Raw genomic sequence first — 14,608 nt, forward strand, 5'->3', positions numbered from 1 at the left:
CCGGGACAGGTCCACGAGCAGGTCGCCGGAGCCGGGCGTCACGCTCAGCGCAGCGACGGGGGCCCGGGGAAGGGCCACCACGTGACCTCGGGGTCGCCCGCGAGGAGGACGACGCACAGGACCGTGAGGGCGAGCCCGACCCCCGCGAGCACGAGGGTCCCGGTCCGGCCCGGGGCGAGCCGCGCGAGCGCGGTCCGCGTCCCGTAGCGCGTGAGGTGGGTCAGCGGCCCGGCCCACGCGAGCACGACGGCCGCGAGCGACGCGAGGCCCAGGATCACGGTCGTGACGACCGGCGAGTTCCCGCCGTCCGCGCCCTCGACGACGACCCAGCGGTCGGACTCCAGCAGCCACCACCCGGCCACGACGACGAGCACGCCGGCGCACGCCGCGACGAGCAGCGACGGGAGCGCCCCGACGGCGGCGCGCACGACGTACCAGGGCGAGGCCGCGACGGCCCGCACCGTGTCCCGGGGGGAGACGCCGCGCCGCTCGCGCCGCGCGTGCAGCGACTCCGTCGTCACCCCGACGACGCGCGCGAGGACGACGAGGACGGACAGGACGACGAACGCGACGCCCGGGTGGAGCATGCCGAGCAGGACGAGCGGGGCCGCGAGGAGGAGCAGCGCGGTACGGCGCGCGGCGGGCGCGGGCCGCACGTAGAGCGGTTCGCCGTCCTCCCCCACGGGCGGCGCCCCGAGGTCGTCCATGAGGTCGTGCCCCGCCGGGACGGCCATGGTGCGGCCGTCGTTGACCTGGGACTGCGACGTGGGCAGGGGCGGCGGCACGACCTGCGCCTGGCCCGCCCAGGCCTGCGCGCCCGTGCCTCCCGGCACGACGGCGACGGGCGGCACGACCTGCGTGGGGCCTGTCGGCGGGCCGACGACCTGGGTCGCGGGGGCGACGTCGCCCGTGTCGGCCGCGTGCCGCAGCGCGGCGACGACCTCGGTCGGGCCGAGCCGCTGGGCGGGGTCGGCGTGCAGGGCCCCGGCGAGCACGCGCGCCGTGACGGGCCCGAGGCCGGCGAGGTCGGGCCGCCCGCTGCGGGCACGGGCCAGGACGACGTCGGTCGGCCGCACCCCGAACGGGGCCCGGCCGGTCGCGGCGTAGGCGAGGAGCGCGGCCCAGCCCCACCAGTCGCTCCCGACGCTCGGGGCGGCGCCCTCGAGCAGCTCGGGCGCGAGGTAGCCCGGCGTCCCCATGACGAGCCCGGTGGACGTGACGCGCGCGTCCTCGAGGCCCTGCGCGATGCCGAAGTCGATGAGCACGGGCCCGCGCGAGGAGACCATGACGTTGCTCGGCTTGAGGTCGCGGTGCACGACGCCCGCCGCGTGCACGGACTCGAGCGCGGCCGCGAGCTGGTCGGCGAGCTCGTAGAGGTCCCACGCGTCGAGCGGGCCGCCCTCGGCGACCTCGTCCTCGAGGGTCGGGCCGTCGACGAGCTCGGTGACGATGAACGCGTCGGGGCCGTCGAGCTCGACGTCGAGGATCTGCGCGACGGCGGGGTGCCGCAGCCGCTGGAGGGCGAGCGCCTCGCGGCGCAGCCGCTCACGTCCCTGGGCCGCGGCGTCGAGGTCGACGTGCGCGTGCAGGAGCTTGATCGCGACGAGGTTCCCGCCGCCGTCGTGCGCGCTGTGGACGGTGCCCATGGCGCCCGACCCGAGCCGCGCGCCGATGAGGTAGCCCCCGACCTCGTTGCCCGGTGCGGGCCCCAGCGCGTGCCCGCGCGCCGGGCCGCCGAGGGCGGTCCGCGCGTCGACGCGCTGCGTGGGCTCCTCCATGGTGACAAGGTAGCGGCAGCGGGCCGGTCGTCGCCTTCCGGACGGGCGTTCCGGACGGGCGCTGCGGGCCCGGTGGGCGGGTCGGCCCGGGACGGACGTCCCGTCCGCACGGCGGGCGAGGCGACTACCCTGGGCTGCCCAGGCGCGATCCATCGAAGCTCAAGGAGAAGTCCATTGACAGGCAAAGACGGATTCGATCTCGTCGTGGTGGCCAACCGGCTGCCCGTGGACTTCACGGTCGGACCCGGCGGCGACGTCGAGTGGAACCGCTCGCCGGGCGGCCTCGTCACGGCTCTCGAGCCCGTCATGCAGGCGTCCGACGGCGCGTGGGTCGGCTGGTCCGGCGCGCCCGACCTCGCGAGCGAGCCGTTCGACGCGGACGACATGCGCCTCGTGCCCGTCACCCTCTCCGCCGACGAGATCGAGCGCTACTACGAGGGCTTCTCCAACGACACGCTCTGGCCGCTCTACCACGACGTCATCTCGCCGCCCACGTACCACCGCACGTGGTGGGAGGCGTACCGCCGCGTCAACCAGCGCTTCGCCGACGCTGCCGTCGCGCAGGTCTCGCCGGGCGGCGTCGTGTGGGTGCACGACTACCAGCTCCAGCTCGTGCCGCAGATGATCCGCGCCCAGCGCCCCGACGTGCGGATCGGGTTCTTCAACCACATCCCCTTCCCGCCGCTCGAGCTGTTCCAGCAGCTCCCGTGGCGCCGGCAGGTGCTCGACGGCCTCCTGGGGGCCGACCTCGTGGGCTTCCAGCGCGCGAGCGACGCGGCGAACTTCATCCGCGCGGTGCGCCGCCTGCGCGCCCACACGACCCGCGGGCCCATGATCACGGTGCCGGGCGAGGGCGGTCACGACCGCCACGTGCGCGCCGCCGCCTTCCCCATCTCGATCGACTCGCGCCGCTTCGACGAGCTCGCGCGCACCCCCGAGGTGCAGCAGAGGGCGCGCGAGATCCGCGCCGACCTGGGCGACCCGGACATCATGATGCTCGGCGTCGACCGGCTGGACTACACCAAGGGCATCCGGCACCGCATCAAGGCGTACGGCGAGCTCCTGCAAGACGGGCGACTCGACGTCGAGCACGCGACCCTCGTGCAGGTCGCGAGCCCGAGCCGCGAGAACGTGGACGCCTACCAGGAGCTGCGCGAGCACGTCGAGGGGCTGGTCGGTCGGATCAACGGCGAGTACGCCGAGATCGGGCACGCCGCGATCCACTACCTGCACCACTCCTACCCGGCCGAGGAGATGGCCGCGCTGTACCTGGCGGCGGACGTCATGCTCGTGACCGCGCTGCGCGACGGCATGAACCTCGTCGCGAAGGAGTACGTCGCCGCCCGTTCCGACGACCGCGGGGTGCTCGTGCTCTCGGAGTTCACGGGCGCCGCGGACGAGCTCTCGTCCGGTGCGCTGCTCGTCAACCCGCACGACATCGACGGGATGAAGGACATCATCGTGGCGGCCGCGCACATGGACCACCGCGAGCAGCGCAAGCGCATGCGCCGTCTGCGCCGCAAGGTCCTCAACGACGACGTCGCGAAGTGGTCGGAGTCGTTCCTCGGCGTCCTCACGGCCATGCCGTCGCGCGTGCCGCACCGCCGGCCGGGCGACGCGCGCCAGGACGGGGCGCAGGCCGACGTCGCCGCGGAGGTCGGCGCGTGACCCGGCCCGACGGCGGCGCCCTGCTGCCGGGGAGCCTGCCCGGGCCCGTCGCCGACGCCGTCCGGGCGTTCGCGGCGGACGGCGCCGACGCCCCGCACCCGCGGCTCGTCGCGCTCGACTTCGACGGGACGCTCGCGCCGCTCGTCGACGACCCGCACGCGGCGCGCATGGCGCCGGCGGCGCGGGCGGCCGTCGACCGCCTCGGGGCCGCGTGCGCCGGGACGACGACGCGCCTCGCCCTGGTCTCCGGGCGCCACCTCGCGGACCTGGCGGAGCGCAGCCTGCCGCCCGCCGGGACGTTCCTCGTGGGCAGCCACGGCGCGGAGACGGGCGTCGTCACGCCCGCCGGGCTCGAGGCCGTCGCGCTCGAGCTGACCCCGGAGCAGGCGGACCGGCTCGACGCGCTGCGCGCGGGGCTCGCGGACGCCGTGGCGGGGCGCGAGGGAGCCTGGGTCCAGGAGAAGCCGAGCGCCGCCGTCCTGCACACGCGCCTCGCGTCCGTGGCGGACACGCGCGCCGCCGAGGACGAGGCGGACGCGGTCGCCGAGCGCCTCGGGCTGCACGCGATGCACGGCAAGGACGTGGTCGAGGTCGCCGTCGTCGAGACCTCGAAGGGCGAGGCGGTCGACCGGCTGCGGGACGTCGTCGGGCACCACACGGGCCTCCCGGCCGCGCGGACGCGCGTGCTGTACGCCGGGGACGACACGACGGACGAGACCGCGTTCGCCGTGCTCGGCCCGGGCGACCTCGGGGTCAAGGTGGGCGACGGCACGACGCTCGCCGCGCAGCGGGTGCCGGACGCGGACGCGCTGGCCGCGGTGCTCGACCTGCTCGCCGACCTGCTGGAGCGCCCGCGCTCCTGACGGGCGGCCGGCGGGCACAGCCCCGGGGCCCCACGGAACCGCTACCCGATCGTGACCGGCTCTGTGACGAAGCACTCAGGACCGGGAGTAGTATCGGGACCACGATGACGTCGGGTCCCCTGCTCGGGATAGGGGGGGTCCGACTTCTTCTGTGTCGTCGAAGACACGCTCGTCCGCCATCGCGAACAGCTACGTCGACGTGGCACGTCACTGCACAACGGATCGTCCGGCACGTACCTGCCGGTGGAGGGATGTACCAGTCATGGCTACGGTCACCTACGACCACGCAACCCGCGTCTACCCCGGGACCGAGCGCCCCGCCGTGGACCAGCTCAACCTGCACATCGAGGACGGCGAGTTCCTCGTCCTCGTCGGCCCCTCGGGCTGCGGCAAGTCGACCTCGCTCCGCATGCTCGCGGGCCTCGAGGACGTCAACGGCGGTCACATCTACATCGGCGACCGCGACGTCACGGACGTCCAGCCGAAGGACCGCGACATCGCGATGGTGTTCCAGAACTACGCGCTGTACCCGCACATGTCCGTCGCGGACAACATGGGCTTCGCGCTGAAGATCGCCGGCACGCCGAAGGCGGAGATCCGCCAGCGCGTCGAGGAGGCCGCGAAGATCCTCGACCTCACCGAGTACCTCGACCGCAAGCCGAAGGCGCTCTCCGGTGGTCAGCGTCAGCGTGTCGCCATGGGCCGCGCGATCGTCCGTCAGCCGCAGGTGTTCCTCATGGACGAGCCGCTGTCGAACCTCGACGCCAAGCTCCGCGTCCAGACCCGTACGCAGATCGCGTCGCTCCAGCGTCGCCTCGGCGTCACGACGGTCTACGTCACGCACGACCAGACCGAGGCCCTCACCATGGGTGACCGCATCGCGGTCCTCAAGGACGGTCTGCTCCAGCAGGTCGGCACGCCGCGCGAGATGTACGACACCCCGGCCAACGTCTTCGTCGCGGGCTTCATCGGCTCGCCCGCGATGAACATCGGCACGTTCGTGGTCAAGAACGGCGTCGCCGAGGTGGGCCCGGCCCGCATCTCGCTCGAGCGCGAGACGGCCGCGAAGATCACCGAGGCGGACAACGGCAAGGTCACCATCGGCTTCCGCCCCGAGTCGCTCGACGTCGTGTCGCAGGCGAACGAGGCCGCGTTCCCGGTCGAGGTGAACATCGTCGAGGAGCTCGGCTCCGACGCGTTCGTCTACGGCACGCTCAAGGGCGACCTGGCCGCGCAGGCCGACGTCCACTCGGGCGCCGGCGACAACCAGGTCATCGTCCGCGTCGACCCGCGCAACGTCCCGGCCAAGGGCGAGCGCATCTACGTGACGATCCGTCCGGGTCACTCGCACGTCTTCGGTGCGGCGTCGGGTCTGCGCATCAGCTGACACCGTCACGCACCGCCGCAGGGCGGGTCCTCCCGGTCGGGAGGGCCCGCCCTTCGTCGTCTCCCGGGTGGAGCGTTCCACGAGGGCGGTGCTGGTGGCGGGTGGCACGGCTCGCCCTTGACAGTGTCATGGTCGACCACGAGACTACTTTTGCACACGTGACATCAGAAGTCGCATGTTCGTCAGCCAAATCGACAACGCTGTCAATTGGAGCCTCATGCAGATCTCGCACCATTCGTCCCGCGCGCGACGCCTCGGCGCGGCCCTGACGGGCGGCGCGCTCGTCGCGGGGACGTTCGCCGCGGCCCCCGCCGTCGCGGCCTCGTCAGCCGAGACCAGCCCACCGACCACCCTCGCCGCGGCCGAGACGTGCGGCCCGGACGACGGGCTCCCCGACTCCAAGATCTCCATCCAGCTCTACACGCACGTGGGTGAGCTCGGCGGCTCGGGGACACCGTCCGCCGAGACGATCGACCGCGTGCTGGGCGAGGTGGCCAACGCCGGGTTCACCAACGTGGAGCCGTACAACCAGCCCTACTCGATGCCGGTCGAGGAGTACCAGGCGATCCTCGACAAGCACGGCCTCGCGGTGTCGTCCAGCCACGGCAGCACGGACTGGGGCTCGTGGCCCCAGACCGTCGCGTACGCCGTCGCGCTGGGCCAGGACTACATCGGGACCGGCGGGATGGCAGGGGGCTACGGCACCTACGCGGAGGCGGTCGCGACCGCCCGGTACGTGAACCAGCTCGGCCAGTACGCGCACGAGAACGGCGCGAACAAGATCGTCCTGCACAACCACCAGAGCGAGTTCACCACGCGGTACCCCGACCCGGTCACCGGCGAGATGGTCAGCGCCTGGGAGGTCATCGAGGAGAACACCGACCCGCGCTACGTCACGTTCGAGCTCGACGTCGGCTGGGCCGCCGACGCCGGCCTCGACGTCCCCGCGTGGATCGAGGAGCACGGGGACCGCATCGAGCTGCTGCACATCAAGGACGCCGTGAACGTCAACGCGCCCGGCGACATGCGGCAGGTCGCCCTCGGCCGGGGCGACCTGGACCTCCCGGCGATCATCGCCGCGGCCGAGCCGTACGTGCAGTACTACACCTACGAGTGGGACTGGGCGCCGTCGTTCGAGACGTCAGCGCAGTCCTACCGGTACCTCCGCTGCTTCGAGTCCGACGGCGGGGGCGGGAACGAGGGCGACGAGTCGCTCGCCCTGGGCCGTCCGGTGACGGCCTCCAGCATCGACGAGGCCGGTCACGAGCCCGAGATGGCGGTCGACGGCAACGCCGGCACCCGCTGGAGCAGCGCGTGGAACGACCCGGAGTGGATCGCGGTGGACCTCGGCGCGAGCTACGACCTCAGCCAGGTCGTGATCGACTGGGAGACCGCGTACGGGTCGGGCTACGAGGTCCAGACCTCGCCGGACGGCGAGACCTGGACGACGGTGCACACCGTCACCGACGGTGACGGCGGGTACGACGAGCTGGACGTCGCCGCCACGGGCCGGTACGTGCGCCTCTACCTCACCGAGCGCGCGACGCAGTGGGGCTTCTCGCTCTACGAGCTCGAGGTCTACGGCACGCCCAGCGGGCAGCTCGACCTCGACGTCGAGGTGCAGGCGCGGTGCCTCGCCGGCCAGGCGTACCTCGCGGTCCGCGCGGCGAACGGCGAGGACTCGCCGGTCGACGTGACCGTCGAGACCGCCTACGGCACCCGCGAGTTCGCCGACGTCGCCCCGGGCAAGAACGCGTACCAGTCGTTCGCGGTGCGCTCGGCCTCGGTCGCGAGCGGCTCGGTGACCGTCACGGGCGCCGCGACGATCGACGGCGAGGACGTCACCTCGACCGTCGACGTCGAGCACGACGCGCTCGACTGCGCCTGACGGCTCCCGGGTGCGTGGCCCTCGGACCCGCACCCGGGCCGCCCGAGCACGACCCGGCGCCCGCCGACCTCGACCCGAGGCCGGCGGGCGCCGTCGTCGTCTCCGAGGTGCGAGGACGTACCCCCCCGTCGGGCGCGGGACGCGGACCGTGGACAATGGACCCCGTGACGGTGCACAACCTGCAGATCACCGCGTCGGCCCCCGACCCGGCCCTCCTCGACCTGCCCTGGGACATCCCGCTCGAGGAATGGCCGGCCGAGACCCTCGCGGCGCTGCCGCGCGGCATCTCCCGGCACATCGTGCGGTTCGTCCGCCTCTCGGGGCGCGTCATCGCCATCAAGGAGATCGGCGAGACGGTCGCGTACCGCGAGTACGAGCTGCTGCGCCAGCTCCGCCGGCTCGAGGTGCCGAGCGTCGTCCCGGTGGGTGTCATCACCGGGCGCCAGGACGCGAACGGCGAGCGGCTGGAGGCCGTGCTCATCACGGAGCACCTGCAGTTCTCGCTCCCGTACCGTGCGCTGTTCAGCCAGTCGCTGCGCCCGGACACGGCGACGCGCCTCATCGACGCGCTCGCCGTGCTGCTCGTGCGCCTGCACCTCGTCGGCTTCTACTGGGGCGACGTGTCGCTCTCGAACACGCTGTTCCGGCGCGACGCCGAGACCTTCGCGGCGTTCCTCGTGGACGCGGAGACGGGCGACCTGCACCGCGAGCTCTCCCCCGGCCAGCGCTCGTACGACGTCGACCTCGCACGCACCAACATCATCGGCGAGCTCATGGACCTCACCGCGGGCGAGCTGCTCGACGAGGACGTGGACGAGGTCGCGATCGGGGACGCGCTCGTCGCGCGCTACGAGGAGCTGTGGGCCGCCCTGACGACGTCCGAGTCGTTCGACGCGAACGAGCGGTGGCGCGTCGCGGCCCGCATCGAGCACCTCAACAACCTCGGCTTCGACGTCGACGAGCTCGCGATCACGACGGACATCGACGGCACGACCGTCCAGATCCAGCCCAAGGTCGTCGACGCGGGGCACCACTCGCGGCGCCTGCTGCGCCTCACGGGCCTCGACGTCCAGGAGAACCAGGCGCGCCGCCTGCTCAACGACCTCGACGCGTTCCGCGCGGCGGCCGAGCGCCAGAACGACGACGAGGAGTTCGTCGCCCACGACTGGCTGAGCGGCGTGTTCGAGCCGACGATCCAGGCCGTCCCGCGCAACCTGCGCCGCAAGCTCGAGCCGGCGCAGCTCTTCCACGAGATCCTCGACCACCGCTGGTTCATCTCCGAGCGCGCCCGCCGCGACGTCCCGATGGCGGAGGCGACGCAGTCCTACGTCGAGAACGTGCTGCGCCACCGCCCGGACGAGAAGGCGATCCTCGGCCTCGCGCCGGGCGAGAAGGACCCCGAGTACTACGGCTAGCTCCGAGACGGCTGCCAGCGCCCCACCGGTCCTGGGACCCGTGGGGCGCTGAGTCGTCGGAGGGCGTCAGGCCTCCCGGCGCAGGCGCGCGACCTCGTAGAGCGAGATGCCCGTCGCGACGGCGGCGTTGAGCGACTCGGTGTCGGAGCCGATGGGGATCGAGGCGACGACGTCGCACGCCTCGCGCACGAGGCGAGACAGCCCCTTGCCCTCGGACCCGGCGACGACGACGAGCGGCTCGGTCGCGAGCTGGAGGTCGCCGATCGCGGTCTCCCCGCCGGCGTCGAGCCCGACGACGAAGCAGCCCGCCTTCTTCAGCTCGCCGAGGGCGCGGACCAGGTTGGTCGCGCGCGCGACGGGCACGCGGGCGGCCGCCCCGGCCGAGACCTTCCACGCGGACGCCGTGACGCCCGCGGCGCGACGCTCGGGGACGAGCACGCCGTGCGCCCCGAACGCGCCCGCCGAGCGCAGCACGGCGCCGAGGTTGCGGGGGTCGGTCACGCCGTCGAGCGCGACGATCAGCGGCGGACGCCCCGTCGCCTCCGCCGCGTCGAGCAGGTCGTCGACGTCGGCGTACTCGTACGGCGGCACCTTGATCGCGACACCCTGGTGCACGGCGCCGTCGGTGAGGCGGTCGAGCTCCGGCTTGCCGACCTCGAGGAGGTCGTAGCCGCGGCCCGCGACGATGTCGACGATCTCGCGCGTGCGGTCGTCGGCGTCGAGGCGCGACGCGAGGTAGACGACCTCGACGGGGATGCGCGCCCGCAGCGCCTCGAGCACGGAGTTGCGACCCGCGACGATCTCCTGCACCGAGCCGCGCCCCTTCGGGCCGCCACCGCGCGAGGCGCTGCCCTGGGCGGGCGCTCTCCGCGTGGCGCCCCCGCGGCCGGTCGGTGTCGTGGCGCGCTTCTCGTCCGCGACCTTGCGCTTGTGCGCCGCGTGGTAGACGCGGTCCTCGGCCTTCGGCGTCGGCCCACGGCCCTCGAGGCCCTTGCGCCGCTGCCCGCCGGAGCCGACGGTCGCGCCCTTCTTGCTGCCGGGCTTGCGGGTCGCGCCGCGTCGTTGTGAGTTGCCAGCCATGGGTGTACCCGTCGTGTCGTGGTCAGGTCGGTCGGTGTCGGTCAGGTGGATCGACACCGGTCCGGTCGGTCAGGTCGGTCGGTTCGTGCGAGCGGGCGTCGGTGCGCCACCGAGTCCAGTGTCCCTCAGACACCGCGCCGAGGGAGAGCCGTGGTCCACCGAGGTAGCGACATGGTCACGACCACGCCCCCACCTCGCACCAGGCCGCTACCTCACGGAGACGATCAGGCGAGGGTCCAGCGCGCGCCGTCGGCCGAGTCCTCGACCGCGACGCCCGCCGCGGCGAGCCGGTCCCGGATCGCGTCGGCGGTCGCGAAGTCGCGCGCCGCGCGAGCCTCGGCGCGGGCCGCGAGCTCCGCGCCGACGACGGCGTCCAGCACCGAGGCGTAGCGCGAGTCCCCGCGGTCAGCCCACTGCGCGTCGCCCGGGTCGAGGCCGAGGACGTCGAGCATGGCCCGTACCGCGACGAGGTGGTGGCGCGCGACGGCGTCCGCGGCCGTCGTGCGGTCGGCGAGCGCCGCGTTGCCCGCGCGCAGGTGCTCGTGCACGACGGCGAGCGCCGCCGGGACGTTGAGGTCGTCGTCCATCGCCCCGGTGAACGCGGTCGGGAGCTCGGCCTCGGTCACGTCGCCCACGTCGCCGACCCGCTCGGTCGCACGCTCGACGAACCCGGCGAGCCGCTCCCACGTGGCCTCCGCCTCGGTGACGGTCGCGGGCGTCCACTCGAGCATCGAGCGGTACTGCACGGACCCGAGCGCGTAGCGCAGCACGGCGGGGCTCGTGGTCGTGAGGACCTCGCGCACGAGCAGACCGTTGCCGAGCGACTTGCTCATCTTGGCGCCGCCCTGCGTGACCCACGCGCTGTGGAGCCAGTGCTGGGCGAACCCGTAGCCCGCGGCGCGCGACTGCGCCTGCTCGTTCTCGTGGTGCGGGAAGCGCAGGTCGAGCCCGCCGCCGTGGATGTCGAACGTGTCACCCAGGTACCGGCGCGCCATCGCGGAGCACTCCAGGTGCCAGCCGGGGCGCCCACGGCCGAACGGCGTGGGCCACGACGCGGTCTCCGGCTCGCCGTCCTTGGGCGCCTTCCAGAGCGCGAAGTCACGGGGGTCCCGCTTCGCGGCGGCCTCTTCCGCGTCCGCGGGGACGTCGTCGGGCACGGGGTTGAGGTCCTCGAGCCGCTGGTTGGTCAGCGAGCCGTACTCGGACCACGAGCGCACGTCGAACCACACGTCGCCGGGTCCGGTCGTGTACGCGTGCCCGCGCTCCACGAGCCGCTCCATGAGCTCGACCATGTCCGGCACGTGCCCGGTCGCGCGCGGCTCGTACGTGGGCGGCAGGACGCCGAGCGCGTCGTACGCGGCGGTGAACGCGCGCTCGTACGTCGCGGCCCAGGCCCACCACGGCTCGCCGGCGTCGGCGGACTTCACGAGGATCTTGTCGTCGATGTCGGTGACGTTGCGGATGAGCGTCACGCGGGAGCCGCCGCGCCGCAGCCAGCGCACGAGCACGTCGAACGCGACGGCCGAGCGCATGTGGCCGATGTGGGGGGCCGCCTGGACGGTCGCACCACACAGGTAGATGCCGACCTCGCCCGGAGTCAGGGGCACGAAGTCGCGCACGTCCCGCGTGGCGGTGTCGAACAGGCGAAGAGTCACGTCCGCAAGGGTACCGGGGACGTACCACCACGGCCGAAGCGGCACGGGCAGGTCTCACGGCCGATCCCGGTCCGGCCACGACCGGCCCGGTCAGCCGAAGCTCTTGCCCTCACCGCGGTACGTAGGCACGACGTCGACCACCTCGTCCCCGCGCACGAGGTGCACGCGGTCGAACCGCTCCATCGCCTCGCCGGCCTTCCCGTGGCGGAACCAGACGCGGTCGCCGACGCCGAGGTCGGGGGCACCGACGGCACCCCGGTTCCGGTGCAGCGGCGTCTGGACCTCGCCCGCGCCCTCGCGGCCCGTGAGCGACCACCCGGGCGTCGCGACGCGCGGCAGGCGGCTGCGCGACGCGGGGCCCGACGCGACGTAGCCGCCGCCGAACGCCGTCGCCCAGCCGGGCGCGGGGACGCGCACCACGTCGAGCCCGAAGAACGCCGACGGGCGCGGGCGGAAGGAGCGGTACTCGTCGAACAGCCCGGGCACGTAGAGCCCGGAGCCGGCGGTGACCTCCGTGACGACGCCGTCCGCGGACGACGTCTCGAGCGAGCCGGTGCCACCCGAGTTCACGAGCTCGAGGTCGCGCCCGACGACGTCGCGCACCGCGGCGACGACCTCGCCGCGGCGCTCGCCCAGCTCGAGCACCGAGAGCCGCTTGACCGCGCGGACGGCGAGGCTCGAGTCGGGCATGCCGGCGACCTGCGCCTCGTAGAACATCAGGCCGCGCAGCGCGAGCCCGGGCGTCGAGACGACCCGGGCGGCGAGCGACGCGACGTCCGGAGGGTCGTGCAGCGGCGAGCGCCGCGTGCCGAGGTGGACCGTCACGAGCCCGAGGCCGACGCGGAGCGAGGCGTCCACGTCGAGGCACACCCGCACCGGCGGCGCGTCGCCCGTCCCCGCCTCGGCGAGCGCGTGCCGCACGAGCTCCAGGTGCGCGGGGTCGTCGACCATGAGCGTGATCTCGCGCCGCCCGGCCTCGTGCCGCGCGAGGGCGGCGAGCGCGCCGCGGTCCACGGACGGGTAGCCCACGAGGACGTCGCGCACGCCCGCGTCGACGAGCCACAGCGCCTCTCGCACCGAGAACGCCATGACGCCCTGGAAGCCGCGCTCGGCCGCCCGCGTCACGAGCGAGCGCACGCGCACCGACTTCGACGCGACGCGCACGGGGACGCCCCCGGCACGCGCGAGGAGCTCGTCGGCGTTGGCGTCGAACCGGTCGAGGTCGACGACGGCGAGCGGACCGTCGAGGTCCGCGGTCGCACGCGTCAGCCGGGCGAGCAACGACGGCGTCGCGCCACGCTCGTCCCCGGCAGGGTCGGCCGTCCCTGTCCTCGTCCCCGCGTCCGGCCCGGGTGCCGCGTCGGTCGTCGTCATGGGGAGAACGTACGCCACGCGGGGAGCGTGAGACAGTACGACCTGTGAGCAGCGACGACGCCCTCTCCTGGACCAACTGGGCCCGCACGGCCTCCGCGACCCCGCGTCGTCGGGCCTCCCCGCGCGACGAGGCGGAGCTGGGCGCGCTCGTCGCCCGGGCCGCCGCCGACAGGATGCCGGTGCGCGCCGTCGGAGCGGGCCACTCGTTCACCCCCGCGGTCGTCACGGACGGGCTCCTGCTCGACCTCGACCGCATCGGGCTCGTGGAGCGCATCGCCCGCGGCACGGGCGTACCCGGGGAGGCCGACGCCGACGCGATCCTCGTGACCGTCGGGGCGGGCATCCGCCTGCACCGGCTCAACGAGGCGCTCGCGGCCATGGGCCTGGCGATGCGCAACCTCGGCGACATCGACCGGCAGTCGATCGCCGGCGCGATCTCGACGGGCACGCACGGGACCGGTGCCGGGCTCGGCGGGCTCGCCACCCAGGTGCGCGGGGTCCGCGTCGTCGGGGCGGACGGCGAGGTCCGCGAGGCGACGGCGACGCAGGACCCCGACCTCTTCGAGGTGAGCCGCCTGGGGCTCGGCGTCACGGGCGTCCTGTCCGCCGTCACGCTCGAGGTCGTGCCGGCGTTCCTCCTGCGCGCGCAGGAGGAGCCGTGGCCGCTGGACCGCGTGCTGGAGGGCCTCGGCACGCCGGACGACCCCGACGGCCTCGTCGGGGGCAACGACCACTTCGAGTTCTACTGGTTCCCCCACACGCGCCGGGCGCTGACCAAGCGCAACAACCGGCTCTCCCCCGACGACGAGGCCGTGGAGCTCGAGCGGCTGCGGACCACCGGTCCCGGGCCGGTCGCGCGGGCACGCACGTGGGTCGACGAGGAGCTGCTGTCCAACGGCGCGTTCGAGCTCGTCAACCGGCTCGCGACCGCGGTGCCGCGCGTCACGCCGCGGCTCAACGCCGTCTCGGCTCGCGCGCTCGCACCCCGGACCTACGTCGCGCCGTCGCACCAGGTCTTCGTCACCTCGCGCCGCGTCCGGTTCCGCGAGATGGAGTACGCCGTGCCGCGCGAGCGCCTGGTGGACGTCCTGTCGAGCATCGACGGCTGGCTGGACCGGTCCGGCGAGCACGTGCCCTTCCCGGTCGAGGTCCGGTTCGCGGCGCCCGACGACGTCTGGCTCTCCACGGCGCACGGGCGCGAGACCGCGTACGTCGCGGTGCACCAGTACGCGCGCCTGCCGCACGAGCGGTACTTCGACGCCGTCGAGCGCATCGTCGCCGAGGTCGGCGGCCGTCCCCACTGGGGCAAGCTCCACGGGCTCCACGCCGACCGGTTCCGCGAGCTCTACCCCCGGTTCGACGACGCCGTCGCGGTCCGCGACGCGGCGGACCCCGACGGGGTGTTCGCGAACGCGTACACGGACCAGGTGCTCGGGCGCGCGCCGGGAGCGGCCGAGCGCGACTGACCGCGCCCCGTCCGGCCTGCGGGCCCGTGGGCCC

General features: G+C 74.1%; 10 protein-coding genes. 6 read left to right on the top strand and 4 right to left on the bottom strand.

The features are described 5' to 3' along the window. Window positions 1-44 precede the first annotated feature (44 nt). Window positions 45-1,778 carry a serine/threonine-protein kinase gene (locus JOE63_RS18355; RefSeq protein ID WP_087469830.1) on the bottom strand — a complete coding sequence of 578 codons (1,734 nt, stop codon included), beginning with the start codon at window positions 1,776-1,778 and terminating at the stop codon, window positions 45-47. Window positions 1,779-1,982: 204 nt separating this feature from the next. On the opposite strand from JOE63_RS18355, the gene JOE63_RS18360 reads away from it, so the two are divergent. The 5 genes from JOE63_RS18360 (at window position 1,983) to JOE63_RS18380 (ending at window position 8,999) form a co-directional block, all read left to right on the top strand. Then, a complete protein-coding gene (locus tag JOE63_RS18360; RefSeq protein WP_307840215.1) occupies window positions 1,983-3,446 on the top strand; it encodes an alpha,alpha-trehalose-phosphate synthase (UDP-forming) in 1,464 nt (487 codons plus the stop codon). Next, window positions 3,443-4,309: a trehalose-phosphatase gene (gene otsB, locus JOE63_RS18365; protein ID WP_307840216.1), complete on the top strand. Its 867-nt coding sequence runs from the start codon at window positions 3,443-3,445 to the stop codon at window positions 4,307-4,309. The genes JOE63_RS18360 and otsB overlap by 4 nt, the downstream gene beginning before the upstream one ends. Before the next feature lie 262 nt (window positions 4,310-4,571). After that, window positions 4,572-5,696 (top strand): ABC transporter ATP-binding protein, encoded by a 1,125-nt coding sequence (locus JOE63_RS18370; protein WP_087469832.1) that lies wholly within the window; start codon window positions 4,572-4,574, stop codon window positions 5,694-5,696. 175 nt (window positions 5,697-5,871) lie between these two features. After that, complete coding sequence (locus tag JOE63_RS18375) at window positions 5,872-7,584, top strand: discoidin domain-containing protein (protein ID WP_204542939.1); 1,713 nt, start codon at window positions 5,872-5,874, stop codon at window positions 7,582-7,584. A gap of 155 nt (window positions 7,585-7,739) precedes the next feature. Beyond that, window positions 7,740-8,999, top strand: a complete 1,260-nt coding sequence (locus JOE63_RS18380; RefSeq protein ID WP_087469834.1) for a DUF4032 domain-containing protein — start codon at window positions 7,740-7,742, stop codon at window positions 8,997-8,999. A 66-nt stretch (window positions 9,000-9,065) separates the two neighbouring features. Here JOE63_RS18380 and rlmB read toward each other — a convergent pair whose 3' ends face one another. The 3 genes from rlmB to JOE63_RS18395 all read right to left on the bottom strand — a co-directional run bounded on the left by rlmB (window position 9,066) and on the right by JOE63_RS18395 (window position 13,108). After that, a complete protein-coding gene (gene rlmB / locus JOE63_RS18385) occupies window positions 9,066-10,079 on the bottom strand; it encodes a 23S rRNA (guanosine(2251)-2'-O)-methyltransferase RlmB (protein ID WP_087472522.1) in 1,014 nt (337 codons plus the stop codon). A gap of 224 nt (window positions 10,080-10,303) precedes the next feature. After that, window positions 10,304-11,734: a cysteine--tRNA ligase gene (gene cysS, locus JOE63_RS18390; protein ID WP_087469835.1), complete on the bottom strand. Its 1,431-nt coding sequence runs from the start codon at window positions 11,732-11,734 to the stop codon at window positions 10,304-10,306. 90 nt (window positions 11,735-11,824) lie between these two features. Beyond that, on the bottom strand, window positions 11,825-13,108 hold the full coding sequence (locus tag JOE63_RS18395; RefSeq protein WP_204542940.1) for an alanine racemase: 1,284 nt from the start codon (window positions 13,106-13,108) through the stop codon (window positions 11,825-11,827). A 44-nt stretch (window positions 13,109-13,152) separates the two neighbouring features. Here JOE63_RS18395 and JOE63_RS18400 point away from each other — a divergent pair, with 44 nt between their 5' ends. After that, window positions 13,153-14,574, top strand: coding sequence for a D-arabinono-1,4-lactone oxidase (locus JOE63_RS18400; RefSeq protein ID WP_204542941.1), 1,422 nt, complete (start codon window positions 13,153-13,155; stop codon window positions 14,572-14,574). Window positions 14,575-14,608: the final 34 nt, after the last annotated feature.

This window comes from Cellulosimicrobium cellulans (genome assembly GCF_016907755.1).
GTDB classification, from domain to species: Bacteria; Actinomycetota; Actinomycetes; order Actinomycetales; family Cellulomonadaceae; genus Cellulosimicrobium; species Cellulosimicrobium cellulans_D.

Coding starts and splice junctions, on each gene's coding strand:
- JOE63_RS18355 (WP_087469830.1), bottom strand. CDS start 1,778: ATGGAGGAGCCCACGCAGCGCGTCGACGCGCGGACCGCCCTCGGCGGC.
- JOE63_RS18370 (WP_087469832.1), top strand. CDS start 4,572: ATGGCTACGGTCACCTACGACCACGCAACCCGCGTCTACCCCGGGACC.
- JOE63_RS18375 (WP_204542939.1), top strand. CDS start 5,872: ATGTTCGTCAGCCAAATCGACAACGCTGTCAATTGGAGCCTCATGCAG.
- JOE63_RS18380 (WP_087469834.1), top strand. CDS start 7,740: ATGGACCCCGTGACGGTGCACAACCTGCAGATCACCGCGTCGGCCCCC.
- rlmB (WP_087472522.1), bottom strand. CDS start 10,079: ATGGCTGGCAACTCACAACGACGCGGCGCGACCCGCAAGCCCGGCAGC.
- JOE63_RS18395 (WP_204542940.1), bottom strand. CDS start 13,108: ATGACGACGACCGACGCGGCACCCGGGCCGGACGCGGGGACGAGGACA.